Source organism: Streptomyces sp. NPDC018833 (assembly GCF_044390825.1).
In the GTDB taxonomy this organism is placed as follows: Bacteria; Actinomycetota; Actinomycetes; order Streptomycetales; family Streptomycetaceae; genus Streptomyces.
In genome coordinates this window covers 515021-538808 of the sequence record NZ_JBIRZM010000003.1, presented here as the reverse complement: position 1 = coordinate 538808, position 23788 = coordinate 515021, and the positions used below count along the sequence as shown (strand labels likewise).

17 protein-coding genes, 1 tRNA gene and 1 pseudogene are annotated in these 23788 nt (G+C 69.6%); 10 read left to right on the top strand and 9 right to left on the bottom strand.

Going from position 1 to position 23788, the window contains the following annotated elements:
- Positions 1–36 precede the first annotated feature (36 nt).
- From ACH5AF_RS09625 to ACH5AF_RS09615, 3 genes and pseudogenes are all read right to left on the bottom strand, one after another.
- Positions 37–873 carry a MurR/RpiR family transcriptional regulator gene (locus ACH5AF_RS09625; protein WP_398900965.1) on the bottom strand — a complete coding sequence of 279 codons (837 nt, stop codon included), beginning with the start codon at positions 871–873 and terminating at the stop codon, positions 37–39.
- 1118 nt (positions 874–1991) lie between these two features.
- Complete coding sequence (locus tag ACH5AF_RS09620) at positions 1992–2486, bottom strand: hypothetical protein (RefSeq protein WP_398901028.1); 495 nt, start codon at positions 2484–2486, stop codon at positions 1992–1994.
- A 159-nt stretch (positions 2487–2645) separates the two neighbouring features.
- Positions 2646–2927 (bottom strand): annotated as a pseudogene (locus tag ACH5AF_RS09615) (TniQ family protein); the annotation flags it as partial.
- A 1110-nt stretch (positions 2928–4037) separates the two neighbouring features.
- Between ACH5AF_RS09615 and ACH5AF_RS09610 the strand changes: the two are divergent.
- From ACH5AF_RS09610 to pqqD, 4 genes are all read left to right on the top strand, one after another.
- Entirely contained in the window at positions 4038–4751 is a 714-nt protein-coding gene (locus ACH5AF_RS09610; protein ID WP_398900964.1) for a C1 family peptidase, read from the top strand.
- A gap of 301 nt (positions 4752–5052) precedes the next feature.
- Positions 5053–5781, top strand: coding sequence for a hypothetical protein (locus tag ACH5AF_RS09605; protein WP_398900962.1), 729 nt, complete (start codon positions 5053–5055; stop codon positions 5779–5781).
- Positions 5782–7424: 1643 nt separating this feature from the next.
- Positions 7425–8147 (top strand): pyrroloquinoline-quinone synthase PqqC, encoded by a 723-nt coding sequence (pqqC, locus tag ACH5AF_RS09600; protein WP_398900960.1) that lies wholly within the window; start codon positions 7425–7427, stop codon positions 8145–8147.
- Positions 8144–8410, top strand: coding sequence for a pyrroloquinoline quinone biosynthesis peptide chaperone PqqD (gene pqqD / locus ACH5AF_RS09595; protein WP_398900959.1), 267 nt, complete (start codon positions 8144–8146; stop codon positions 8408–8410). The genes pqqC and pqqD overlap by 4 nt, the downstream gene beginning before the upstream one ends.
- Positions 8411–8941: 531 nt before the next feature.
- Here pqqD and ACH5AF_RS09590 read toward each other — a convergent pair.
- Positions 8942–10330, bottom strand: a complete 1389-nt coding sequence (locus ACH5AF_RS09590) for a cystathionine beta-synthase (protein ID WP_398900958.1) — start codon at positions 10328–10330, stop codon at positions 8942–8944.
- Positions 10331–10481: 151 nt separating this feature from the next.
- Here ACH5AF_RS09590 and ACH5AF_RS09585 point away from each other — a divergent pair, with 151 nt between their 5' ends.
- The 3 genes from ACH5AF_RS09585 to ACH5AF_RS09575 all read left to right on the top strand — a co-directional run bounded on the left by ACH5AF_RS09585 (position 10482) and on the right by ACH5AF_RS09575 (position 14202).
- The gene (locus ACH5AF_RS09585; protein ID WP_398901022.1) at positions 10482–11486 is read left to right on the top strand and encodes an SGNH/GDSL hydrolase family protein; all 1005 of its coding nucleotides are present in this window, start codon (positions 10482–10484) and stop codon (positions 11484–11486) included.
- A 199-nt stretch (positions 11487–11685) separates the two neighbouring features.
- Positions 11686–12906, top strand: coding sequence for an acetyl-CoA C-acetyltransferase (locus ACH5AF_RS09580; protein WP_398900956.1), 1221 nt, complete (start codon positions 11686–11688; stop codon positions 12904–12906).
- Positions 12907–13350: 444 nt separating this feature from the next.
- Positions 13351–14202 (top strand): hypothetical protein, encoded by an 852-nt coding sequence (locus ACH5AF_RS09575; RefSeq protein WP_398900955.1) that lies wholly within the window; start codon positions 13351–13353, stop codon positions 14200–14202.
- A gap of 45 nt (positions 14203–14247) precedes the next feature.
- Here the strand turns inward: ACH5AF_RS09575 and ACH5AF_RS09570 are convergent, their stop codons facing one another.
- Complete coding sequence (locus tag ACH5AF_RS09570; protein WP_398900954.1) at positions 14248–14571, bottom strand: hypothetical protein; 324 nt, start codon at positions 14569–14571, stop codon at positions 14248–14250.
- A 98-nt stretch (positions 14572–14669) separates the two neighbouring features.
- On the opposite strand from ACH5AF_RS09570, the gene ACH5AF_RS09565 reads away from it, so the two are divergent.
- Positions 14670–14900 (top strand): DUF4287 domain-containing protein, encoded by a 231-nt coding sequence (locus ACH5AF_RS09565; protein ID WP_398900952.1) that lies wholly within the window; start codon positions 14670–14672, stop codon positions 14898–14900.
- 96 nt (positions 14901–14996) lie between these two features.
- Here the strand turns inward: ACH5AF_RS09565 and ACH5AF_RS09560 are convergent, their stop codons facing one another.
- A complete protein-coding gene (locus tag ACH5AF_RS09560) occupies positions 14997–15887 on the bottom strand; it encodes a Bax inhibitor-1/YccA family protein (protein WP_398900951.1) in 891 nt (296 codons plus the stop codon).
- Positions 15888–16053: 166 nt separating this feature from the next.
- Positions 16054–16135 (bottom strand) — tRNA-Leu (locus tag ACH5AF_RS09555).
- Positions 16136–16515: 380 nt separating this feature from the next.
- Between ACH5AF_RS09555 and ACH5AF_RS09550 the strand changes: the two genes are divergently transcribed.
- Both ACH5AF_RS09550 and ACH5AF_RS09545 read left to right on the top strand, forming a co-directional pair.
- Positions 16516–17286 (top strand): ABC transporter ATP-binding protein, encoded by a 771-nt coding sequence (locus ACH5AF_RS09550; RefSeq protein ID WP_398900950.1) that lies wholly within the window; start codon positions 16516–16518, stop codon positions 17284–17286.
- Between the two features lie 275 nt (positions 17287–17561).
- Positions 17562–20099, top strand: coding sequence for an ABC transporter permease (locus tag ACH5AF_RS09545; protein ID WP_398900948.1), 2538 nt, complete (start codon positions 17562–17564; stop codon positions 20097–20099).
- A gap of 273 nt (positions 20100–20372) precedes the next feature.
- Here ACH5AF_RS09545 and ACH5AF_RS09540 read toward each other — a convergent pair whose 3' ends face one another.
- Complete coding sequence (locus ACH5AF_RS09540; RefSeq protein ID WP_398900947.1) at positions 20373–21665, bottom strand: class I SAM-dependent methyltransferase; 1293 nt, start codon at positions 21663–21665, stop codon at positions 20373–20375.
- Positions 21666–21870: 205 nt separating this feature from the next.
- Positions 21871–23250 (bottom strand): NAD(P)/FAD-dependent oxidoreductase, encoded by a 1380-nt coding sequence (locus ACH5AF_RS09535; RefSeq protein ID WP_398900946.1) that lies wholly within the window; start codon positions 23248–23250, stop codon positions 21871–21873.
- Positions 23251–23788: the final 538 nt, after the last annotated feature.

Sequence of the window (23788 nt, the reverse complement as noted above, 5' to 3'; positions counted from 1 at the left end):
GGTGCATGAGAATCGGCGGAAATCAGGCCCCCGCGGCTAGTCCACGAACAGGCCGCGCTCCGCCGCCTGCGCGTCGAAGTCCTCCAGCCGTGCCTGGGCGTCCGGGAGACCGTCGCACATGGCTTCCAGCAGCACCCGCCCCAGCAGCATCGGGGCGCACGCCGTGTCGAAGGCGAGGCCGGTGCCAACGGCGGCCGGGATCAACAGATCGCTGTGGGCTGCGACGGGCGCGAACGCGGAGTCCGCGACGGTCACCACGCTCAGCCCGGCCCCGCGTGCGTACTCCAGCGCCGCCACCACCTCCCGGGGGTGGCGCGGCAGCGCGAAGCACAGCAGCGCGCTCGCCCCGGCCCGCCGCGCGGTGTCGATGCGGTCGGCCAGCATCGAGCCGCCCTCGTCGAGGAGGCGTACGTCCGGGTGCACCTTGGCGGCGAAGTAGGCGAAGCCGCGGGCCTGCGAAGAGGCGGCCCGCAGCCCGAGCACGGGCAGCGGGCGGGAGGCGGCGAGCAGCCGGCCCGCGCGCTCCACGGGGGAAGGATCGGCGAGCATCTCGGCCAGCTGCCGCAGATTCTCGATCTCGCCCTGCACCGCCTGCTGGTACTCGTTGTACGTGTCCTCCTGCGCGACGGCCTCCGGCGGCGCGACCTCGCGCAGATGCCTGCGCAGCGCCGGGTAGCCGTCGAAGCCCAGGGCGACGGCGAAGCGGGTGACCGAGGGCTGGCTGACGCCCGCGAGCTCGGCGAGCTCCACGCTGGACAGGAACGGCACGTCCGCGGCCCGGCGGACCATGCTGTGCGCGATGCGCCGCTGGGTGGGGGTCAGGCGGTGCCCCTCGAAGAGCAGTTGCAGCCGCGCGGCCGGGCTGTCGTTCATGCCATCCCCCTCAGCGCATCAAGGTTCCGGCAACATCTATTCAGTCACCTCTGCCTCTGCATGACCATATGCAGAGGCACTCGTGACGGGCAAGTGGCGAGGGCAACCGCCGGCAGTGGCTGGGTGGAGGTCTATGGGAGCAGCTGTGTCTGCTGTCATCTGGTGGGGTGTGGCCGCTGTGGTGGAAGCTGGCCTGCGCGGGTGTGTGCCCCGTGCATGAGGTGGTGCTGCTGGACCAGTGTCCGTCGTGCCGGTGCGTGCTGCGGTGGGGTGGGATGCGGCCTCGGGTGTTGTCGAACGCGTCGCGAAGGGGGCGCGCCGCTGTCCTGCGCCAGCATGGTCGGTCGGCGACCGTGTCCGCAGTGGCTGCCGATGGTGCGCGTACGGTCGGCGCCTCCTGGTGTCGCGGGGCTTCAGCAGAGGTGGCTGGAGATCGCGGGCGGGCCGGTGCGGCCCATGTTGGGCGGGGTGGAGGTGTCGCGGGCTGAGTGGTTCGCGGCGTACCGGGCGTGCGTGGTGCTGCTGCGTTTGGGTCTGCCGGGGGTCCTGGAGCGGCTTCAGGGTGCGCCTAGTGGAGGCGGGTGCTGATGGGCGAGCGGGAGGCGCGATGGCTGTCTCGGGCCCGGTTCGGCTGGGGTCCCGCTCCCGCGGAGGCAACGGTGTTCCTGGCCGTGGTGATGCCGGTGCTGGTGCGCTTCGTCGACCGTGAGGGTATGGAGCCAGCGTGATCCCCTCAGCGGCAGGCCCCCGCATGCTGTGCGCCGAGCACACCGCCCGCGCCACGACCCGGGCCCAGCCACAACCCTTGACGAGCACCGGGTGGTGCACAGCCCCGGAGACCGTCTTTCTACGCGCCCGCCTTGCCGAGGAACTCCAGGCCGGCGACCCCACCAACGAGACCCGCGCCCTCCACCTGTACGCTGCCGCCTCATCCTCGACGCCTGTGAAGGCACAGATCCCCGAAGCCGAGAAGGCTGCGCACTGCGCTACGCCGTACGATCTCTGCTCCTGGCCTACGCCCACCATCCCGACTTCGAACCGGCATGGCTGCCGCGCGCGGGCGAACACCCCACCGAGGCCCTCGGCCAGCCATCCCAGCCCATGCCCTGACACGGCTTTCACCGCCCGGCGCGGCGCCGCTCCGCCTCACCCTCACCGCGCCTGAGCAAGGCCACCAGACGCTGCAGATCCGGAGAGCGCAGTGGAGCTCCGCGGGTGAGCGGCCCGTTCCAGTTCCGCTCCCGGCACCGCTCCACCAGCCAGGCCGCACCGGCCGCCAGATCGCCGGCCAGCAGCACCCGGCCGGCGGCCCGCACCAGCACAGAGACCGCAGCGGGTGACCCGTTCTCCAGCACCCACGCCAGATCGGGATGGAAGGGCTGCCCCTGAGCCTCCCCGACAGCACGAGCCACCTCGGCTTCCATCCCCTCGAGGACGGTGAGGGTGAGAGAGCCCTGGCTCTGCACCACTTGGGCCAGCGCGGCGAGATCGCCCAGCATGCGGGGAGAGGCAGCGTTGTGTTCGACATCCGCGGGCATGAGTAGGGCGTTGATGCGGCGCTGTATGTGCACCGCCTCTACGTCCTCCACCGGCACGGCCGGGATCTCCGCCACAGGGAAGCCACAGGCGGCGGCCCCCCGACGGCCGCGCCCACCACCATCAACGCCGCGCAACGGCTTGGTGCAGTGCGTACGCCGGCCAGCCCCTGTCGCCTCCAACCGCCAGTACAACCGTGTACCGCAGGCTGGACAGCGGTACACCAGGTGCACGAGGTGATCCGCACAGAGGAACGTCCACTTCAGCCGCCAACTCAGCAGCCACCGCCCGCCGGACGACTGCACGCACAACGGGCACGCGGCTGAGTGCTCCCGCCGCAGCCATGGATCCGAAGCCCGCCAGCTCCGCCCGCTGGCCGGATCGAGCCAAGGCAGCGCCGTCGGCGCATGGAAGCTGAACAGCATCCGCTCCACCTGCCTCGGCCGCAGCCCCGTGCGGCGCTCCACGCACGCCAGCTCCGGTTCACTCAAACGGAAGGTAGCTACTGAACGCAGCACGGCCAGCCAGACCGAGAGCCCCCATTGTCCGGTCTGGAGAGCCTCAGAGTGGCCGACATCGCGTCGACCCAGCTAACGAAGGCTTCCCCCGCAAGCGGAACTGGGACGAAGCCAAGCCGCCGGTCAAGATCTTGATTGGGCACCCTTGACTGTCTCAGAATCCGCCCCGGACCAAGAGACCCTTTGCCGCGGCAACGGGCGTCGAGATCTCGCCAAGGACCCCTTCATCAGTCGATGACCATCTACAGCAGAACACTTCGAGCCAATTCGACCGGGCGTAGAGAGACTTGGAGGCATGTCACCAGCAACTATGTAGCCCCGCCCAGTCACACAAAGCTTGATATCTTCCATCAGCCCGACAGCCCCCTACCGAAAGAACCTGGCATGTGATTGCCTTCAAGCAAAGATCACATCACGGGGGCTTCTGTTGATTTTCTTGCCAGGTGGACATTCCAGCGTTCAACAACACCGACGCCTCGCAGCCGCACGGCACAGGACCGCAGGACGCTGACGAGATTGAGCTTTGCCAGTTTCACCTGAGGACCCGAATCGCCCCTCGCCGGCGACAGGTCGGCTCGAACCACCAAGGACCTTGGTGAACGAGTAGACGCCTCAAGGGCATCTCGCACCCCTATCTCCACCTGCACAAGTCCAACATTCATCAAATCCAGCATCTCAACATGCCACCACGATCGCCTGCCAGAAAATACCGGCGGGCAATTTCCCATGCCATTGCTCAGGTCCCAACCACACAGGCAACGGGCGCTTCAACCTCGCGATCGACTACATCACCCCGCAGGTTGTCCCCACAGCGGGAGAGGACAGCGCGCTCCTCGTCCGCGGTGAAAGCATCGGCGCCTTCCTCCCCGAGGCCAGGCCCGTATCGGACTTCGACGGCGCAGCACTGCAGCAGTTCTACGCCGGCGCAGCCCGCCGCCAGAAGCGAATCGACCAGACGATTCTGAACCGTGGCACCACTCAGAAGCAGGACCGGACATGACTGGCGGAACGACAGGGCAAGACACCCCGCCGAACACCATGACCGCCGACGCCGCCTATCTCTCCCGGATCCACCCCCCCTGGTGGAGTAGCGGCCGGACACCGGAACACATGGACCTGTCCAGCTGGATGCCGCCCGTGATCAACCAGGGCCAGGTTCCGCTGTGCACCGCCGCAGTCACCACAGCCATAGCCGGCTACTACGCCCGGCGGGCTGAGCGTGTGGAGTTCACCGGCTCGGTCCTGTTCAATTACCGCCTCTCCCGCGTACTCGCGGGATCCGCCGACCGCAAGGGCTCGCGGCTGGAACACAGCTTCCGGGCCTGGGCGGAATCCGGGCTGTGCGAGGAAGCAGCCTGGCCCTACGATCAGCACGGCCTGACCAGGGTGGATCGAGACCCACCCGAGCACTGCCGTGCCACCGCCCGGCGCACACACCCCGCAATCAGCCGACTGTCCACCCCCGACGGAGCAGGCGCGCTGGACCTGACCCGCCGCGCGATTGCCCTGGGGATCCCGGTGAGCGTGGAGATCCGGCTCTGCCCCTCGATCTCCATGTCCTTGGTCAATGGCGGTGTCATCCCCGTACAGATGACGACTGAGCAGTCCGTGGGGCCACACGTCATCCTCCTGACCGGCTACGACGACCGCGTCGACACCGCTCCGTACGACCGAGGAACCGGGCCAGGCGCGTTCCAGGTGCGCAACAGCTGGGGGCCCCAATGGGGCAACAAGGGCTACGGCCTCCTGCCCTACGCATTCCTCGAACAGCAACTGACCGGTGAACACTGGATTGTCGTGGAACAGGACTGGGTGAAACTGTGACGGCCACCAGGGAGGCCGGGTCATCTCTCTGCCGTGCACCCTCCGCGCCCTGATTTATGCGAACGAATATGGCCACCAACACACTTACCACCGGCTCCTCATGAAGAGGTGCCTGCCCACCGGCTCCTCATGAAGAGGTGCCTGCCATGATTGCCAGGACACCGAGCACCCGCGCAAGGACAGGTGAGTAACGTTGAGGAAGTTCTTTGCAGCCGCTGCCCGGTGGGCGGCACCCACCGTGGTCCTCGCCCAGGTCTGTCTCGTATGGACCGGCGTGTTCAGCCTAGGCGAAGCTGTCGCGGTGGGACTGCTCCTCGAACTCCTGCTGGCCGGGATTGTCATCACTGAAATCACCCTGGCCAGACGGGCGTTCCGCACCTCTAAGAGCCAGGGAGCCGACGGGCAAGAGGCCCTCAACCAGGCGCTGTCCGCGGTGTTACCCGCACCCGTCGCCAAAGCGATGGGCATGGAGTTCGGACTCTTCCGTGCACTTTGGCGCTGGATCCGTCGGAAGCCGGACGCGCCTGAAGGACACCAGATCCTGAGCTATGGCTCCGAAATCAAGCCAATTATGTGGGTGATGGTCTTCCTTGTGCCACTGGAGATCCTCGCCGTCGAACTGCTGATCCCTTGGGCGGTGGCGCGCATCGCCCTGCTCGTACTCTCCGTGTATGGAATGGTATGGGTGCTCGGATTCATCGCGGCGCTCTCCATCCGCCCTCACACGGTCGGTGACGGCAAAATCGTCCTGCGCTTCGCCCACTTCACTCGGATCACCATTCCGCTGGAACTCGTCGAATCGGTTCGTTCGTCCCGGCACAGCGGCTACCGAAGGGCGGTCAACATCAGCGATGGGGTGCTGGCGATGCCGATCGGCGACTCCACCACGCTCAGCATCAAGCTGCGCGAACCCTACTCGGTGACGCCCAAGCCCGGGAAGCCTCCGCAGGAGGTGCGAGAGGTTCGCTTCGCCGCGGACAACACCCGCGAAGCCATCCGCGTACTCACAGCGAACATCTCCGCGAGCTGAACCGTTGCCGGTGGCGATCTTGATGGCGCCGGCCACGATCAGCGGCTCGCGCCACGTCTTGTAGCCTTCCGGCGCTTGGAACCCGTCCCAGGCCCGACGGACTACGTCGTCGGTGTCTGAGAGCGCTGCGGGCCATACCGAAGAGCAGGCGCCCTGGAGCGAGCGGTAGAGCGCATCGAAGGCCTCCAATACATCGGCGCCACCGTCGCCCCGGCCCTCCAGGAGCATGTCGATACGCTGCTGGCACTCAAGCAGCTGTGTGTCCCGTACAGGCTCCGGACGCATGCCCGGGATGTCCCGCCCACACGGTCGCGTCGGCTTGAACAATCCCAGCCTTGGCGCAGGGCCCGGGCAGATCCACGATTCCGCGGTCCCGGGTCGCAGGGGGATGGAGCGCGGCGCCGCAGCCCCGACATGCGGAGATCAGATACCGCTGATGGTGGACGCAGGCGAACGCCCAGGCCAGGCGCGATTTCAGCAACCACCGGCCGCCGCTCCCGCGCAGTCACGTCGGGCAGACGTTGGAGCGGCGGCGCAGGACCATTTGCTGCTGATTCCGCCACGTGCGCAGGTTTCGGCGCCTTGTGGATGGTGCTGTGGCAGCCGTGTCAGCCCACGCCCCGCGTACTTGGCGAGCACCATCTCCGGAATGCGCTCCGGCGGTACTCCGGTGGCCAGGTACACATCACGCGCGACGGTGTCCGCGACGTGGAAGCCGAAGGATACCGGCGGCTGAACCGAGAGAGCGTTGGGACAGATCAGGCCCGCCAGTCTCAACGCCGTGAGTGGGAAACGCGGTTGACCCTGGCGAGCGCGTCCACCCAGCTGAGCAGGGACTCACCAGGGTGAGGCTCAGGCACCAGAGCAAGTCGGCGCAGTAGGACGTGCACGCCCTCCTCCCTCCCGAAGCGCTCAGCCGCTACCGATCCCTGCCCGTCGCGTACACCGCGGCCACTCTCACCTTCAGTGGTGCGGAACGGATGTCTGGCACCCGGAACGCAAATGAGAGTGGCCTGGCAAGCAGCTGTGTCAAGTGTCACTTCAAGCGACGGCTCTCACTGACGGGTCAATCCAAGTGGCAGGCCGCATACGAAGAGTCAAGGCTCCGTAGCAGAGGGTCGCGGCGCGTCGTTCGCCGTTCCGGGCGGGTCCGGGCCTGCCACACCGTGGAGGCTGTCCGGTCCGCCTGCCGGTTCTGCCGGTGGCGCGCGTGCCGACCAAGGCGGAACAAGAGAAAGGTGTCGACATGGCACGTCCATGGCGCCCGGCGCTGCACCCCTCCCGTAATCGCCGTGGCAGTCGCTCCCGTACGGCCGACGGGGCGGGCACGGCCTCGCTCACCGCCGTGACGGCACTCCTGGCCACGGTCCGGCGGTATCGGCGAGGGGTTCCGGCCGGGACCGGGGGAGGCTGCGCAGCCGCCGACGGAAACCGCGGCCGGCCAGTGCGCGAAGGCGCCTGCTATGTCGCGGGCATGATCAATCCGCCCGGGAGTCACCGCCGAGCCTCGCCCCGCGCCGCCGCCCGGCGCCTCTACGCACACCTCGACAACACCGACCCCTCGTCGACCCGGAGGCGCCGCAGCACAAGCGGCTCGCCGAGCAGGGCGTCGAGGTGGCCTACGACGGGATGGTGATCGCACTGTGACCACGACACTCACCCCGGTCGACGCGCCCTGGAGCAGAGCCGAGTTCGAGGCACGGCTGCGCGCTGTCGCGGAGGAGCGGTATCACGACCGCCATGCCTTCCACCTCCGTATGCACAGCGGCGCCCTCAATCCGGCGGAACTTCGCTGCTGGATCGTCAACCGCTTCCACTACCAGCGCCACATCCCCGTCAAGGACGCCCTGATCACCGCCAAGCTGGACACCCCCCGCCTGCGCCGTATGTGGCTGCGCCGCATCCAGGACCACGACGGGCAGCACGACGGCGAGGGCGGCATCGAGCGGTGGCTGCGGCTGGGCGAGGCGGCCGGGCTGGACCGCGAGACGCTGCTCCGCGGCGACACCGTGCTGCCGGGCGTACGACTGATGGTCGACGGATACGTCAACTTCTGCCGCCTGCGCCCGCCCCTCGAAGGCGTCGCCGCCTCACTCACCGAGCTGTCCGCCCCGGACCTGATGCGCACCCGCATCAACGCCTTCGAACGCCACTATCCATGGATCGAGCCCGACGGCCTCGGCTACTTCCGCACCCGGGTCTCCCAGGGGCACCGGGACGGCGCCGAGGCGCTCGGCCTCGTGCTCGGCTGGGCTCGCACGCGCGAAGAACAAGAGCGTGCCGTGGCGGCGCTCCGCTTCAAGTGCGACCTCCTGTGGTCACTCCTCGACGCGGTGGCCCACGCAGGCTGTCCGGAGGGGGCGTGAGGGCGTCGGCCGAGTGGCGGCCGGCCCTCGACCCGGTCATCGAGCGGCGGCACGACCGCGTACGCGGCACGGACCTGCTGGTGCTGCCCGAACGTGTCGTCGTTCTCACGGGCCGGGCCGCCCTGGTCGTCGGCCTGTGCGACGGCACCCGCAGCGTGCGGGCGATCGTCGAGGAACTGGCCGAACGCTTCCCCGGTGCTCCGCTGGCCACCGACGTGCCGTCCTTCCTCGACCGACTGCGAAAGGAGGGCTGGCTCCGATGACCGCCGCCGCGACCGGCACACCGCCCGCCCCTGGGCCCCGCCGGCGGAACTCACGCATGCCGGCCCGCTCCACTGCCCGTACTGCTCCAACCCGCTGGAACCGACGCGGCGGTCGCGCGAGATGACCACCGGACGTCGGCTCTCGTCGGCGTGGACGCGGCCCACGCGACGCACCCGTGGCACTGACAGCCGGGGGGCGCGGGGACCCCATCCCACCGGGAGGACCGAGGTGCTGAGAGGGCCGCGCGGGAGAAAGACTGGCGCGGGGACCGCCGCACCCCCGGCGGACCGGGGGGCGGGACGACGGCGGTCCCCGCGAAGGACACGGACCGGGTCAGGACCGGTCTCCGCGTCCAGGGCGTCCAGGGGTCCGGGAGCCGCTCCGGAAGTCCTTGACGCCGCTGGTTGCCGGCCGGGTTACCTGCCCGGTCCCCCTGCCGACATCCACCACTGTGCCGGACGCGTGTTAAGCGGGTGCTGCGCGGACGTGACACCCCCGTACCGTTTCCGCGAAGAGACGCCTGTCTGCGGTCACTTGGCGTCGACCGCCAGGAAGGCCAGCAGGTCCTGACGGCTCACCACACCCGTCGGCTTGCCCTCGACCAGCACGATCGCCGCGTCCGCCACATCGCCGAGCACCGACATCAGGTCGGCGACCGGCTCACCCGAGCCCACCTGCGGCAGCGGGGCGGACATGTGCTTCTCCAGCGGGTCGTGCAGCGAGGCGCGCTGGGTGAACAGGGCGTCCAGCAGCTCGCGTTCGACGACCGAACCGATGACCTCGGCGGCCATCACGTCCGGGTGACCGGCGCCCGGCTTGACGATCGGCATCTGCGAGACGCCGTACTCGCGCAGCACCTCGATGGCCTGACCGACCGTCTCCTCCGGGTGCATGTGCACCAGGCTGGGGATGGCACCGCCCTCCTTGTGGCGCAGCACGTCGCCGACGGTGGCGGACCCGGTCTCCTCCAGGAAGCCGTAGTCGGCCATCCACTCGTCGTTGAAGATCTTGGAGAGGTAGCCGCGGCCGCTGTCGGGGAGCAGGACGACCACGACGTCGTCGGGGCCGAGCCGCTCGGCGACGCGCAGGGCGGCGACGACCGCCATACCGCAGGACCCGCCGACGAGCAGGCCCTCCTCCTTGGCGAGGCGCCGGGTCATCTGGAAGGAGTCCTTGTCGGACACGGCGACGATCTCGTCGGTGACGGTCCGGTCGTACGCGCTCGGCCAGAAGTCCTCGCCGACGCCCTCGACCAGGTAGGGCCGGCCGGAGCCGCCGGAGTACACCGAGCCCTCCGGGTCGGCGCCGATGATCTTCACACGGCCGTCGCTCACCTCCTTGAGGTAGCGGCCGGTGCCGGAGATCGTGCCGCCGGTACCGACGCCCGCGACGAAGTGGGTGATCTTCCCCTCCGTCTGTTCCCACAGCTCGGGACCCGTGGTCTCGTAGTGCGAGCGGGGGTTGTTGGGGTTGGAGTACTGGTCCGGCTTCCAGGCGCCGGGAGTCTCGCGGACGAGGCGGTCGGAGACGTTGTAGTACGAGTCCGGGTGCTCAGGGTCCACCGCGGTCGGGCACACGACGACCTCGGCGCCGTAGGCCCGCAGCACATTGATCTTGTCGGTGGACACCTTGTCCGGGCAGACGAAGATGCATTTGTAGCCCTTCTGCTGGGCCACGATCGCCAGTCCGACACCGGTGTTGCCGCTGGTCGGCTCGACGATGGTGCCGCCGGGCTCGAGTTCCCCGCTCTGCTCGGCCGCCTCGATCATCCGCAGCGCGATGCGGTCCTTCACCGACCCGCCGGGGTTGAAGTACTCGACCTTGGCGAGGACGGTCGCCGAAATGCCTGCGGTCACGTTGTTCAGCTTCACCAGCGGGGTGTCGCCGACGAGGCTGATCATCGAGTTGTGGATACGCACAGTGTTCTCCGGGGTCTCCGTAATGGTCTCGCCAGCGTATGCCGGATGCGCGCGGGATTGGGCGACACCGGCTACGGGGCAGTTAGCTGGTGTACGGCAAGGCAGCGGCCTGCACGGGGGCCGCGAGGAGGTGGCTGTGTCGAGGGCGAGGGTGGCGAGGCGCATCGCGGCGGGTGCGGCCTACGGCGGAGGCGGTATCGGCCTGATCGGTGCGGCGGCGGTGGGCGTGCTGCTGGCGGAGGTCCAGCTGGCGAAGCGCTCGGTCGGCGGAGGCACGGCCCCCCTCCCGCCACGGGGCAACGGCCTGTACGGGCTGGCCTTCGGCCGGGACAACCCGCTGTATCTCGCGGTCCTCGGCGACTCCACGGCGGCGGGCCAGGGCGTGCGCAGGGCCGGGCAGACGCCGGGGGCGCTGCTGGCGTCCGGTCTGGGGGCGGTGGCCGAGCGTCCGGTCGAGGTCCGCAACATCGCGCTGCCGGGCGCCCAGTCGGATGATCTCGAACGGCAGGTGACCCAGCTCCTCGCGGACCGTACGCGTACGCCCGACGTGTGCGTGATCATGATCGGCGCGAACGACGTCACGCACCGGATGCCGCCGACGCAGTCGGTGCGCTGTCTGGCCTCCGCGGTGCGCAGGCTGCGCACCGCGGGGGCGGAGGTTGTCGTCGGTACCTGCCCCGACCTGGGCACGATCGAGCCGGTGTACCAGCCGTTGCGCTGGCTGGCGCGCCGGGTGTCACGGCAGCTGGCGGCGGCGCAGACGATCGTGGTGGTGGAACAGGGCGGACGCACGGTCTCGCTGGGCGACCTCCTGGGCCCCGAGTTCGCCGCGAACCCCCGGGAGATGTTCGGCGCGGACAACTACCACCCGTCCGCCGAGGGGTACGCGACGGCGGCGATGGCGATGTTGCCGACCCTGTGCGCGGCGCTCGGCCTGTGGCCGGAGACCGACGCCATCGATGTGGACCGTGACGAGGACGTGCTGCCGGTGGCGCGTGCGGCCGCGACCGCCGCTGCCGAGGCGGGCACCGAGGTCACGGGCGTGCGGGCCCCGTGGGCGCTGCTCAAGCACCGCAGGCGCCGCCGTCTCCCGGCGGCGGAGGTTCCGCCCACCCCGGAGCGGGAACCCGCCGACGCGCGGGTGGAGACCGAGTGACGACCGACTGCCGACCCGGCCGCCGGCGCGAGCTCCGAGCCGTCCGCCGCCTCGGCCCGCCGGCCGAGCGCCCGCACTGAGCAAGCGCCCGCTTAGAAAAGAGGTCCGCATCACATGGCCCGTACGGTGACCGGGGCGGTACGTACGGGTAACTTCCCAGACAGACCTGCCCGTCGTTCCTCCCCCTCATGGAGCCGTGATGCCCGAAGCCGTGATCGTCTCTGCCGCCCGTTCCCCCATCGGCCGGGCCTTCAAGGGTTCCCTGAAGGAACTGCGGCCCGACGACCTCGCCGCCACGATCATTCAGGCCGCGCTCGCCAAGGTGCCCGAGCTCGACCCCCGCGACATCGACGACCTGATGCTCGGCTGCGGCCTCCCCGGCGGCGAGCAGGGCCACAACCTGGGCCGTATCGTCGCCGTGGAGATGGGGATGGACCACCTCCCCGGCTGCACCGTCACCCGTTACTGCTCATCGTCGCTGCAGACGTCGCGCATGGCCCTGCACGCCATCAAGGCCGGCGAGGGCGACGTCTTCATATCGGCGGGTGTCGAGATGGTGTCCCGCTTCGTCAAGGGCAACTCCGACACGCTGCCGGACACGTACAACCCGTTCTTCGCCGAGGCTCAGGCGCGCACCGCTGCCGTCGCCGAGACCGAGGGCACCACCTGGCACGACCCGCGTGAGGACGGCCTCGTCCCCGACGCGTACATCGCCATGGGGCAGACCGCGGAGAACCTGGCCCGCTGGAAGGGCGTGACCCGCCAGGAGATGGACGAGTTCGGCGTCCGCTCGCAGAACCTCGCCGAGGAAGCCATCAAGAACGGCTTCTGGGAGCGGGAGATCACCCCCGTGACGACCCCCGACGGCACCGTCGTCAGCCAGGACGACGGCCCGCGCGCGGGCGTCACCCTGGAGGGCGTCCAGGGCCTCAAGCCCGTCTTCCGCCCCGACGGCATGGTCACCGCGGCCAACTGTTGCCCGCTCAACGACGGCGCGGCCGCGCTCGTCATCATGAGCGACACCAAGGCCCGCGAGCTCGGCCTGACCCCGCTCGCCCGCATCGTCTCGACCGGTGTCTCGGGCCTCTCGCCGGAGATCATGGGTCTCGGCCCGGTCGAGGCGTCGAAGCAGGCTCTGCGGCGCGCGGGCCTGACCGCCTCCGACATCGACCTGGTCGAGATCAACGAGGCGTTCGCGGCACAGGTCATCCCGTCCTACCGCGAGCTCGGCTTCGACCTGGACAAGGTCAACGTCAACGGCGGCGCGATCGCGGTCGGCCACCCCTTCGGCATGACCGGCGCGCGCATCACCGGCACGCTGATCAACAGCCTCCAGTTCCACGACAAGCAGTTCGGCCTGGAGACGATGTGCGTGGGCGGCGGCCAGGGCATGGCGATGGTCATCGAGCGGCTGAGCTGAGCCGTAGCGGAGGGTAGGGGCCGCCCGAGGAACGAGCGGCGGCACCTGCACGCAGCGGTGGCGAAGCCCAGCGCGACCAAGAAACCAGGCGGCTGAGCTGAGCCGTAGCGGAGGGCAGGAGTCACCCTCGTTCCTCCTGCGGCACCCGCCCTCCGCGGTGGTAAGCGGAACGCGACGAAAGAGTCGAGCGGCTGAGCCAAACCGGGACAGTACGGCCCCCGTAGCGGTCTACGCGCTGTGGATCTCAGTTCGTGACGCAATCTCCCCCAGGATGTGACCTATCTCCTGGGGGAGAGCCTTTTACCAGGTCAAGGCCGTTTCCCGGCTGACGGCAGGGGACAAAGTCCTGTCCAATTCGTGACGTAATGCACTGACAGGAGGCGCGGGCTCACCGCAAGCTGATGTAGGAAGTCGGGGGTATCGATCCACATCGGGAGTACGTCAGTGAGCGCCATGTCTCTTGCCCTGTTGCTGACCGCGGCCGCCGCCACGGCCGTGGGCGCCGCTGCCCTGCACGCCGCACACGGACTCCGCAAGCAGGTCACCGCCCTGCGGGCCGATCTCGCCGCGTCGTACGGGCCCGGCCGCACCGCCTCCGTACCCGCGGCCCGCAGCGGCGACACCGCCGAGATACGCGCGGCCGTCGCCGAGGCGCTGGCCGAGGAGCGGGAGCGTGAGCTGGCCGAGGCGCGCGCCTTCTGGGCGGCGCAGGAGGCGCGGGACGCCGCGGACGCCTCCGCCCGTTTCCCGGGCGACGGCTCCTCGCTGCTCGGCGGACTCGCCGGCTCCGGGGACGAGAACCCGCCGTTCTATGTGCCCCGCCAGGCCGACTTCGTGGGCATGGAGGCCATGGACCTGGACGCCGTGGAGGCGCTGGACGACATGGCGGACCTGCCGGAGATGACGGAGTTCGCCGAGGACTCCCCCGAACTGGCCGCCGCCCGCCGCCGCCACCCCTCGCACCCTGATTTCGTCCCGGTGCAGACCCCGGTGGTCACCGACCACGAGCGCACGGTGGCCCGTCTGGAGGAGCTGGCCGAGACCGGTACCGAGTTGGCCGACGTCCGACCCGGCCCGCTGGGCACGCTCGACGTCTACGTCTTCGCCGACGGGACGACGCTGTGCATGACGCCCGGCCACCGCGAGACCGCCGAACGCCTCGCCGACGCGCTGCGCGCGGGCCACGCGCCCGTGCTGCTCGGCGGCTCCGGCGTCTCCGGCGCGTACGCCCTGACCTTCGCCTGCGGCGAGGAGAGCGTGTACATCCTCGCGGACCGCGTGATCGCCTCCCACTGAGGCCCGCGGGCTTCCCTGATCGGACGTCCCGGATTCCGGCGCGCCCTAGAGCCCCGCGCGCGCCGTGGATTCCTCGACGAGAGCGATCGCGGCGTCAACCTCGTCCGAAAACACCGAAGTGACACGCAGTGCCTCGGCAAGGTCACGGACCGCGACCATCAGCTGATCCGCCACCACGAAAACCCCCTCGTCCGGCATGATCGCCGGCTCTCCCACCGGGTCCTCCAGACGCTGCGCCCGCACCGACAACTCCCTGGCCAGCGCCAGTCCCTCCGCCGCCGCACCGCGCTGGAGCCGGCTCTGCGGCGCCGCCCGCAGCCGGTCCGCGAAACGCTCACCGACGGTGATCAGTTCACTCGTATCACGCACCCCGCGACCCTACGCGCCTTCTCGGGACTGTTGCCAATACGCCCGCGCTCAGGCACGGTGGCGTGAAGAGCACACGCGCAATGCGTCCGGAGGCGCCGATGTCCCAAGTCTTCTCCGAAGAGACCCATCGAAATCTGCTCTCCCGAATCCCCGAATGCACCGGTCGTGAGATCTCCGACTGGCTGCGCACCGTCGAGGAAGGACCGTCCCTCTTCAATTTCGAGGAGAAGGTGAGCTGGCTCCGCGGCGAACACAACCTCGCGTATGGCCACGCAAAAGCGATCATCCATGAGTACGACCTGAGGCGCGCCGCGCGCAAGCTGCTCTAGCGGCTTCGGCCAACTCGGGCACGACAACGGAAAGGGCCCGCCCGGCACGTGCCGGGCGGGCCCTTCGTGCGCTTGTCGCGCGGGTGACGACCGCGGTCAGTCGTTGCCCTGCAGGATCGACAGCACGCGCAGCATCTCCAGGTAGATCCACACCAGGGTCAGGGTGAGGCCGAAGGCCGCCAGCCAGGACTCCTCGCGCGGAGCGCCGTACGCGATGCCGTCCTCGACCTGCTTGAAGTCCAGAGCGAGGAAGCAGGCGCCGAGGATGATGCCGATGACTCCGAAGAGGATGCCGAGGCCGCCGGTGCGGAAGCCGAGGCCGTCACCGCCGCCGATGACGGAGAACAGCAGGTTCACCAGCATCAGCAGGACGAAGCCCATCGCCGCGGCCATCACGAAGCCGTAGAAGCGGCGCGTGACACGGATCCAGCGCATCTTGTACGCGATCAGCACGCCGGCGAAGACCGCCATCGTGCCGAGCACGGCCTGGGCGACGACGCCGTCGGAGATGTACGTGGACACCGCACTGGAGATCACGCCGAGGAAGACGCCCTCGAAGGCGGCGTACGACAGGATCAGCGCGGGCGCGGCCTTGCGCTTGAAGGCCTGGACGAGTGCCAGAACCATCGCGACCAGAGCCGCACCGATGGCGATGCCGTACGACGTGCCGAGGTTCTCCGGGTCGACCGGCAGAAGCACCCAGGACAGGATCGCGGTGAGGACGACCGTGCCCAGGGTCATGGCGGTCCGCGTGACGACGTCGTCGATCGTCATCACGCCCGTGCGGGCGGGAGCCTGCGGCGGGGCGCCGAACTGCGTGCCTGCCGGGGCGTAGGGGTTGGTGGCGTACGGGTTGCCCGCGCCCTGTGCATACGGGTTCGTTCCAGCGGCGGGGCCCCCGGCCTGCGGCTGCTGCGCGTTGAAGCCCGCGTAGCCGTTGTCGCGGCTGAACCCCCGTCGCGAGAAGACCGGGTTGCTGCTCCTCATCTCACTCCTCCTTGGCCACCGTGCGCGGCCTAGAAGGCAAGAGTAATAGGGAAGCAAAGCAAACGCCCTAGTGCCCGGGGAGGATCTTTCCGGGATCATGACGTGCCGAAGGGCCGCCGGGCCGGTGGCCGGGCGGCCTGCGGGTCACACCGGCGGACGCCTGCCGTGCCCGGAGCCGGACTTGAACCGGCACGCCCCGAGGGGCAGCGAGGTTTAAGCTCGCCGTGTCTGCATTCCACCATCCGGGCGTGTACGCGGCTCCGCGTTGGCACACGAGCCTATCGGTGGAGATCGAACCGACATCGGGCCCGATGGCCCGATGTTGTCTTATTTTATTGGTGCTTGAGGGTCCGTCAGCGCTGGTGAGCAGCCGTTCGCACCCGCAGCACAGGGGTCGTCGCCACCGGCATACGGCATCCGGATTGACGGAAAATTGCCGGGCGCCTATGTCAGGTCGGCACGCCTGCGCCCGGCCTCAGGGACGCCGTCATACCCAAGGATGACGAGCGGGCCGCCCGGTCCGACTGGAGATGGCCACCTGAACGGGCATCCGGAGTGACGATTCGCGGCCCGGCCGACGACACGATGGAGTGGTCCCCGCAGCACAAGGCCGACAGGAGCCCTTCTCGTGACCACCACGCCCCTCGCTCACCGCGCCACCGCAGTGGCCGCCCGCGCCACGGACCTGTCCAAGGTGTACGGACAGGGCGAGACCCAGGTGGTCGCCCTCGACCGGGTGAGCGTCGACTTCCGCCAGGCGGAGTTCACCGCGATCATGGGGCCATCGGGCTCCGGCAAGTCGACGCTGATGCACTGCGTCGCCGGCCTCGACACCTTCAGCTCCGGTTCCGTGCGCATCGGCGACACCGAACTCGGCACCCTGAAGGACAAGCAGCTGACCCAGCTGCGCCGCGACAAGATCGGCTTCATCTTCCAGGCGTTCAACCTGCTGCCGACGCTGACCGCCCAGGAGAACATCACGCTCCCCATGGACATCGCGGGCCGCAAGCCCGACAAGGAGTGGATGCAGCGTGTCATCGAGATGGTCGGTCTGCGGGACCGGCTCGGCCACCGTCCGGCCCAGCTCTCCGGCGGCCAGCAGCAGCGCGTCGCCGTGGCTCGCGCCCTGGCCTCCCGGCCCGAGATCATCTTCGGTGACGAGCCGACCGGGAACCTGGACTCGCGCTCCGGCGCCGAGGTGCTGGGCTTCCTGCGGAACTCGGTGCGCGAACTCGGCCAGACCGTCGTCATGGTGACGCACGACCCGGTGGCCGCCTCCTACGCCGACCGCGTGATCTTCCTGGCAGACGGGCGGATCGTCGACGAGATGCTCAGCCCGAGCGCCGACGGTGTGCTCGACCGGATGAAGGCCTTCGACGCCAAGGGCCGTACGAGCTGACGCTCCCTCCGGCCGCGGACCGGTCCGTCCCGCGCGGGCGCGACGCCGCCCGCCGATCGGGGCGGAACGTCTCGCCGACCGGGCGGGACCGCCCGCCCCCCGCGCCGTACGGGCGCGTCTGCTCCTGCACGGCGCTCGCGCGCGGCATCGGGGTCCGACCCGTACACCGGCCGCCGCCCGTCCCTCCCCCCCACCTCCTGTTGTCACCGTCCGGCCCCGTGGCCGAGCCGTCGGGCTCGGCCACGGTGTGCCGGCCCATTCCCAGGACACACACCATGTTCCGTACCGCCCTGCGCAATGTGCTCGCGCACAAGGCCCGGCTGCTGATGACCGTGCTCGCCGTGATGCTCGGCGTGGCTTTCGTCTCCGGCACCCTGGTCTTCACCGACACCCTCGGCAACGCCTACCGGAAACAGTCCGCCAAGAGCTACGACGACGTCGCGGTGGCCGTCACCACCTACGCCGACCCCGGTGACAGCGAGAGGAACCCCGGCATCGACGACCGGACCCTGGAGAAGATCCGGGCCCTCGACGGCGTGGCCGCCGCCACCGGACGCGTCTCCGGCTTCGCCGGCGTCGCCGACCAGGACGGCAAGCTGATCGGCAACGGCTGGTCCAACACCGGAGCGAACTTCGCCCCGGACAAGGACGGCAAGGACCCGGCGTACGACTTCACCGACGGCGGCGGGCCGGCGTCGACCGACGAGATCGCCCTCGACAAGGACTCCGCGGCCAAGGGCGAGTACGAGGTCGGCGACACCGTGCGTGTGGCCACCAACGGACCGGTGAAGGAGTACACCCTCGCCGGTGTGTTCACCACCGAGGACGGCGCGGTGAACGCGGGCGGCAGCCTGGTCCTGTTCGACACCGCCGTCGCGCAGAAGCTCTACCTGCAGCCCGGCTCCTACAAGGACGTCACCATCACCGCCGCGGCCGGGGCCTCCCAGACGAAGATCCTCGACGCGGTCGAGCCGCTGCTGCCCGAGGACGCCTCGGCGCAGACCGGCGAGCAGCTCGCCGACGACCAGGCCGCACAGATCGAGCAGGGCCTGTCGAACCTCAACACGATGCTGCTCGCCTTCGCGGCCATCGCCCTGTTCGTCGGCGTCTTCCTGATCGCCAACACCTTCACCATGCTCGTCGCCCAGCGCACCAGGGAGCTGGCGCTGCTGCGCGCCGTCGGCGCCTCGCGCCGTCAGGTCAAGCGCTCGGTGATCCTGGAGGCCATGGTCGTCGGAGCGGTCGCCTCCGTGGTCGGCTTCCTGCTCGGTCTCGGGCTCGCGACCGGACTGCGGTCCACGATGAGCGCGTTCGGCGCGAAGGTGCCGGCCGGTCCTCTGGTCGTCTCGCCGACAGCGGTGGTGGCGGCGTTCGGTGTCGGCGTGCTGATCACGATGCTGGCGGCGTGGCTGCCCGCCCGCCGGGCCGCGAAGATCGCGCCGGTCGCGGCGATGAGCAGCGTGCACGCGGCCGCGACGACCAAGTCTCTCGTCCTGCGCAACAGCATCGGCGGCGCCATCACCCTCCTCGGCGCGGCCGGCGTCCTCGGCGGCGCGGCGGTCGGCAAGGACGGCCGGATGCTCATCGCCGCCGGCGCCTTCTTCGCCCTGGTCGGCATGATCGTCCTGATCCCGCTGCTGTCGCGGCCGGTGATCGCCCTGGTGCGCCCACTGCTCCACAAGGTGTTCGGGGTGTCCGGCAAGCTGGCCGGGCAGAACGCGGTCCGCAACCCGCGCCGCACCGGCGCCACCGCCTCCGCGCTGGCGATCGGCCTGACGCTGGTCACCGGGCTTTCGGTGCTCGGCGCGACGATGGGCCGGGCCGTGGACAAGATGACGACGGACAACATCCGGGCCGACTACATGGTGTCGATGGCCAGTGGCGGCGGACTGGACCGGTCGGCGCTGGAGGCGATCGGGAAGGCGAAGGGCGTCAGCGCGGTCTCGCCGCAGCAGTCGACGTCGCTGGAGATCAAGGGCACGTGGCACGGAGCGTCGGCGGTCACCCCCGGGGACGTGGAGAAGGTCTTCGACCTGAAGACGGTGTCCGGCTCGCTCGCGACGCTGGCCAAGGGCGAGATCGCGGTAGCGGAGAAGACGGCCGAGGAAAACGGCTACAAGGTCGGTGACACGCTGCCGGCGAACTTCGGCGACGCGGACAAGCCGGAGAAGAAGAACGTGACGATCGGCGCCGTGTACAAGGGGAACGAGTTCCTCTCGTCGGTGCTGGTGCCGACCGGCCTCGTGGCCCCGTACGAGACCAAGCCGTACATCTCCGAGATCTGGGTGACGATGGACGGCGGCGCGACGGCGGCGAACGAGCAGGCGCTGGTGAACGCACTGGGCGACAACCCGGCGATGAGCGTCATGGACCAGCAGGACATCCGGAACATGTTCGGCGGCTTCATCAATACGGCGCTGAACATCATGTACGGCCTGCTCGCGATGGCCCTGATCATCGCGGTACTCGGTGTCGTCAACACCCTGGCGATGTCGGTGTTCGAGCGTCAGCAGGAGATCGGCATGCTGCGGGCGATCGGCCTGGACCGGGCCAGGGTGAAGCGGATGATCCGCCTGGAGGCCGTGGTGATCTCGGTGTTCGGCGCGGTGATCGGCGTGGGCCTGGGCGCCTTCCTGGCGTGGGCCATCGGCGAGACGATCCGCAGCGAGATCCCCGGCTACGCGCTGATCCTGCCGTGGGACCGGATCGGGATCTTCCTGCTGCTGGCGGGAGTGGTGGGCGTGCTGGCGGCGCTGTGGCCGGCGCGGAGTGCGGCGCGACTGAACATGCTGACGGCGATCAAGACGGAGTAGGCCGGGGCGGGGGGCGGGTCCGCTGCGGGGGTGGCCGCTGCATGGGTCGTTCTCCCCTACCCGCCCTCCCCCTACGGCCTGGCGGCCGTGGGTGGGAGCCCCATCCCGATACCGCGCCCGCCCGGACCAGTACCGCGCTCCGCGCGGTGTCCTCAAACGCCGGACGGGCTTGCGATGCAGCCTCGTCGGCGTTTGAGGCGCTGGGGGTCCCCCCACGCCCGCAGGGCGTAGGGGGAGGGCCCGGAGGCGAAGCCTCCGGGCCTGGAACGCCCCCTACCCCCGCCAGTCCCGCAGTCGCGCCGGGACACCCGACTGGCCCGACACCGGCGTGCGGACCGCCAGGATCTGGTTGACTCCGATCCGGTTCCGCTCGAACGAGACCGCCGACGCCGCCATGTACAGACGCCACACCCGCGCGCGGCCGACGGAGGTCAGCCGGGTCGCGCGGGCCCAGTCCGTCTCCAGGTTGGCCACCCACGCGCGCAGTGTGCGGGCATAGTGCTCTCGGATGGCCTCCACGTCACGGACCTCGAAGCCCGCCTCCTCCAGCGTGGCGACCGTGCGGCCGAGCGGGGCCAGTTCGCCGTCGGGGAAGACGTAGCGGTCGATGAACTCGTCCACGTGGTACGCCGCTTCGTTCTTCTCGGGGCGGCGTGCGATCTGGTGGTTGAGCAGGCGGCCGCCCGGCCGCAGCAGGGACATCAGCTGGTCGGCGTACTGGCGGTAGCGGACCCGGCCGACATGTTCCGCCATGCCGATGGACGAAATGGCGTCGTACGGACCGTCCCTGACGTCCCGGTAGTCCTGCACGCGGATCTCGATCCGGTCCGTGAGTCCCTCGTCGGCGATCCGCTTGCGGGCGTACGCGGCCTGCTCGCGGGACAGCGTGATGCCGGTGACCTGTGCGCCGTACTCGCGAGCCGCGTGCCTCGCCATCGAGCCCCAACCACAGCCGACGTCGAGCAGCCGGTCACCCTTGCCCAGCCCCAGCTTGCGGCAGACCAGGTCGAGCTTGTCGCGCTGGGCGTCCTCCAGGGTGCCCTCGCCCTCGTCCCAGTACGCGCACGAGTAGACCATCGACGGACCGAGAACCAGCTCGTAGAAGTCGTTGCCGACGTCGTAGTGGTGACTGATGGCTTCCTGGTCGCGCCGCCTGGTGTGCAGGGGTCCGGTGCGGCGCCGAACCTCCTCGGCGGGCGGGGCGGGCGGGGGCAGCGCGCCGCCGAGCTTCAGCAGGCCGCGGGCGGCGGCACGCAGCCGTGGGTCGCGCAGCGGGTGGACGGTGGCGGCGTCCGGATCGCGTTCCCACACGAACTCGGACAGCAGATCGAGCGCCCGGTAGAGATCGCCCTCGACGTCGATGTCACCCGCGACCCACGCCCGCGCGAGCCCCAGCTCGCCCGGCCGCCACAACAGCCGCCGCAACGCCCGGCGATGGCGCACGACGAGGACGGGCATGTCCGGTGGACCGGACTCGCTGCCGTCCCAGGCCCGGATACGGACGGGGAGCGGGACTCCCAGCACTTCCTCGGCAAGACTGGTCAGCCGCAGTGCGGCGTCGGCCATGGCGCACACCTCCGTGACGGTGGTTCCCCGGAACGCTCCGCTTCCGTCAACAAGATGCCCACTTTGTGTGATTCCCTGCACCACGCAATGCACACGCAAGAGCCTGCGCGACACACCTATCAGGAGGAGCGGGGGCGGGAACGCCGAAGGGGTCGCCCGCACCACGGATGGCGGGCGACCCCTTCGGGTCAGTGCACAGGTGTCGTTACGACGCCTTGGCCTTCTCGGCCTCCGGCTTAGCGGCGACCGGGGCCGGCTTGGCGGCCTCGTAGAACTCCTCGCGCGGCGACTCCATGGCGCCGAGGGAGACGACCTCGCGCTTGAGGAACATCGCCAGCGTCCAGTCGGCGAAGACGCGGATCTTGCGGTTCCAGGTCGGCATGGCCACGCCGTGGTAGCCACGGTGCATGTACCAGGCGAGCCGGCCCTTGAGCTTGATCTTCACCTTGCCCATGACGATCATCGCGACGCCCTTGTGCAGACCGAGACCGGCCACCGCACCCTTGTTCGCATGCTCGTACGTCTTCTGCGGGAAGCCGCGCATCCCGGAGATCACGTTGTCGCCGAGGACCCTCGCCTGGCGCAGCGCGTGCTGGGCGTTCGGCGGGCACCAGGCGTTCTCTACGCCGGCCTTGCGGGCGGCGACGTCCGGGACCTGGGCGTTGTCGCCCGCGGCCCAGATGTAGTCGGTGCCCTGGACCTGAAGCGTCTCGCCGCAGTCCACGTGACCGCGGGGGCCGAGCGGCAGGCCGTAGCGGGCGAGCGCCGGGTTGGGCTTCACACCGGCGGTCCACACGATGGTGTTGGAGTCGACCTCGAGGCCGTTCTTGAGCACCACATGGCCGTCGACGCAGGAGTCCATGGAGGTGGAGAGGTAGATCTCGACCCCGCGGCCCTCCAGGTGCTCCTTGCCGTACTTGCCCAGCTTGGGGCCGACCTCGGGAAGGATCTTGTCGGCGGCGTCGACCAGGATGAAGCGCATGTCCTCGCGCTTGACGTTGGTGTAGTACTTGGCCGCGTCGCGGGCCAGGTCCTCCACCTCGCCGATGGTCTCCGCGCCGGCGAAGCCGCCGCCCACGAAGACGAAGGTCAGCGCCTTGCGGCGGACGTCCTCGTCGGTCGTCGAATCGGCCTTGTCGAGCTGCTCGAGGACGTGGTTGCGCAGGCCGATGGCCTCCTCGATGCCCTTCATGCCGATGCCCTGCTCGGCGAGGCCGGGGATCGGGAAGGTCCGGGAGATCGCGCCGAGGGCGATGACCAGGTAGTCGAAGGGCAGCTCGTACGCCTCGCCGACCAGCGGCGCGATGGACGCGACCTTGCGGTCCTGGTCGATGGTCGTGACCCGACCGGTGAGAACCTCAGCCTTGGGCAGCACGCGTCGCAGCGGGACGACGACATGCCGAGGCGAGATGCTGCCGGCGGCAGCTTCGGGGAGGAAGGGCTGGTACGTCATGTACGAGCGAGGGTCGACGACCGTGACGGTCGCCTCGCCGTAGCGCATCTTCTTCAGGATGCGACGTGCTGCGTACAGGCCTACGTACCCACCGCCTACAACGAGGATCCTGGGACGCTCCGTGGTGCTCATGCCATCGAGTATCCACCCCCCTCGGAGGGGGTGCTCGTGAGCCCCTTCACAAGCACTCGGGTGTCCTCTGCTACACTCCGCCGCCCACGTGACCGAGGTCATGGCGGGCTACGGGAACCACGGTGTATCGGAGACGTTCTCCACCCCGCGTGAGCTGGCCCCTAAGGCCTCTCCGTCGGTGAACCACTCCTCCTTCCCCTGTGCGGGCCACGCATACCGAATGCCTTGGAATCCGCTGTCACACGGCCAACACGGGGGTAGAGACAGGGTTTCGGGGCCCTGATGGGCCCATCAGCGCACTTTTCCTTGTGAAGAACTTCACGAACTTTCTCCGCAGGGTCGCGCGGGGATGCCTCGGCGGGCCCGTGGAGGCAGCCATGGGCCCCGGCTTTCCGCTCCGTCGACGAGCCCGGACCGTCCGCGGCACGCCTGCCACGAAGCGGCTGTCGGCGCCCGGCTTCGTCCGGCCGGCACCGTCAGCAACCGGCGCGGGGTGTCCGCCCGGAGTAGCCGGGCCCGCCCGCGGTGGCCTCGCCGC

Coding starts and splice junctions, on each gene's coding strand:
- ACH5AF_RS09625 (WP_398900965.1), bottom strand. CDS start 873: ATGAACGACAGCCCGGCCGCGCGGCTGCAACTGCTCTTCGAGGGGCAC.
- ACH5AF_RS09610 (WP_398900964.1), top strand. CDS start 4,038: ATGGACCTGTCCAGCTGGATGCCGCCCGTGATCAACCAGGGCCAGGTT.
- ACH5AF_RS09580 (WP_398900956.1), top strand. CDS start 11,686: ATGCCCGAAGCCGTGATCGTCTCTGCCGCCCGTTCCCCCATCGGCCGG.
- ACH5AF_RS09565 (WP_398900952.1), top strand. CDS start 14,670: ATGTCCCAAGTCTTCTCCGAAGAGACCCATCGAAATCTGCTCTCCCGA.
- ACH5AF_RS09560 (WP_398900951.1), bottom strand. CDS start 15,887: ATGAGGAGCAGCAACCCGGTCTTCTCGCGACGGGGGTTCAGCCGCGAC.
- ACH5AF_RS09545 (WP_398900948.1), top strand. CDS start 17,562: ATGTTCCGTACCGCCCTGCGCAATGTGCTCGCGCACAAGGCCCGGCTG.
- ACH5AF_RS09540 (WP_398900947.1), bottom strand. CDS start 21,665: ATGGCCGACGCCGCACTGCGGCTGACCAGTCTTGCCGAGGAAGTGCTG.
- ACH5AF_RS09535 (WP_398900946.1), bottom strand. CDS start 23,250: ATGAGCACCACGGAGCGTCCCAGGATCCTCGTTGTAGGCGGTGGGTAC.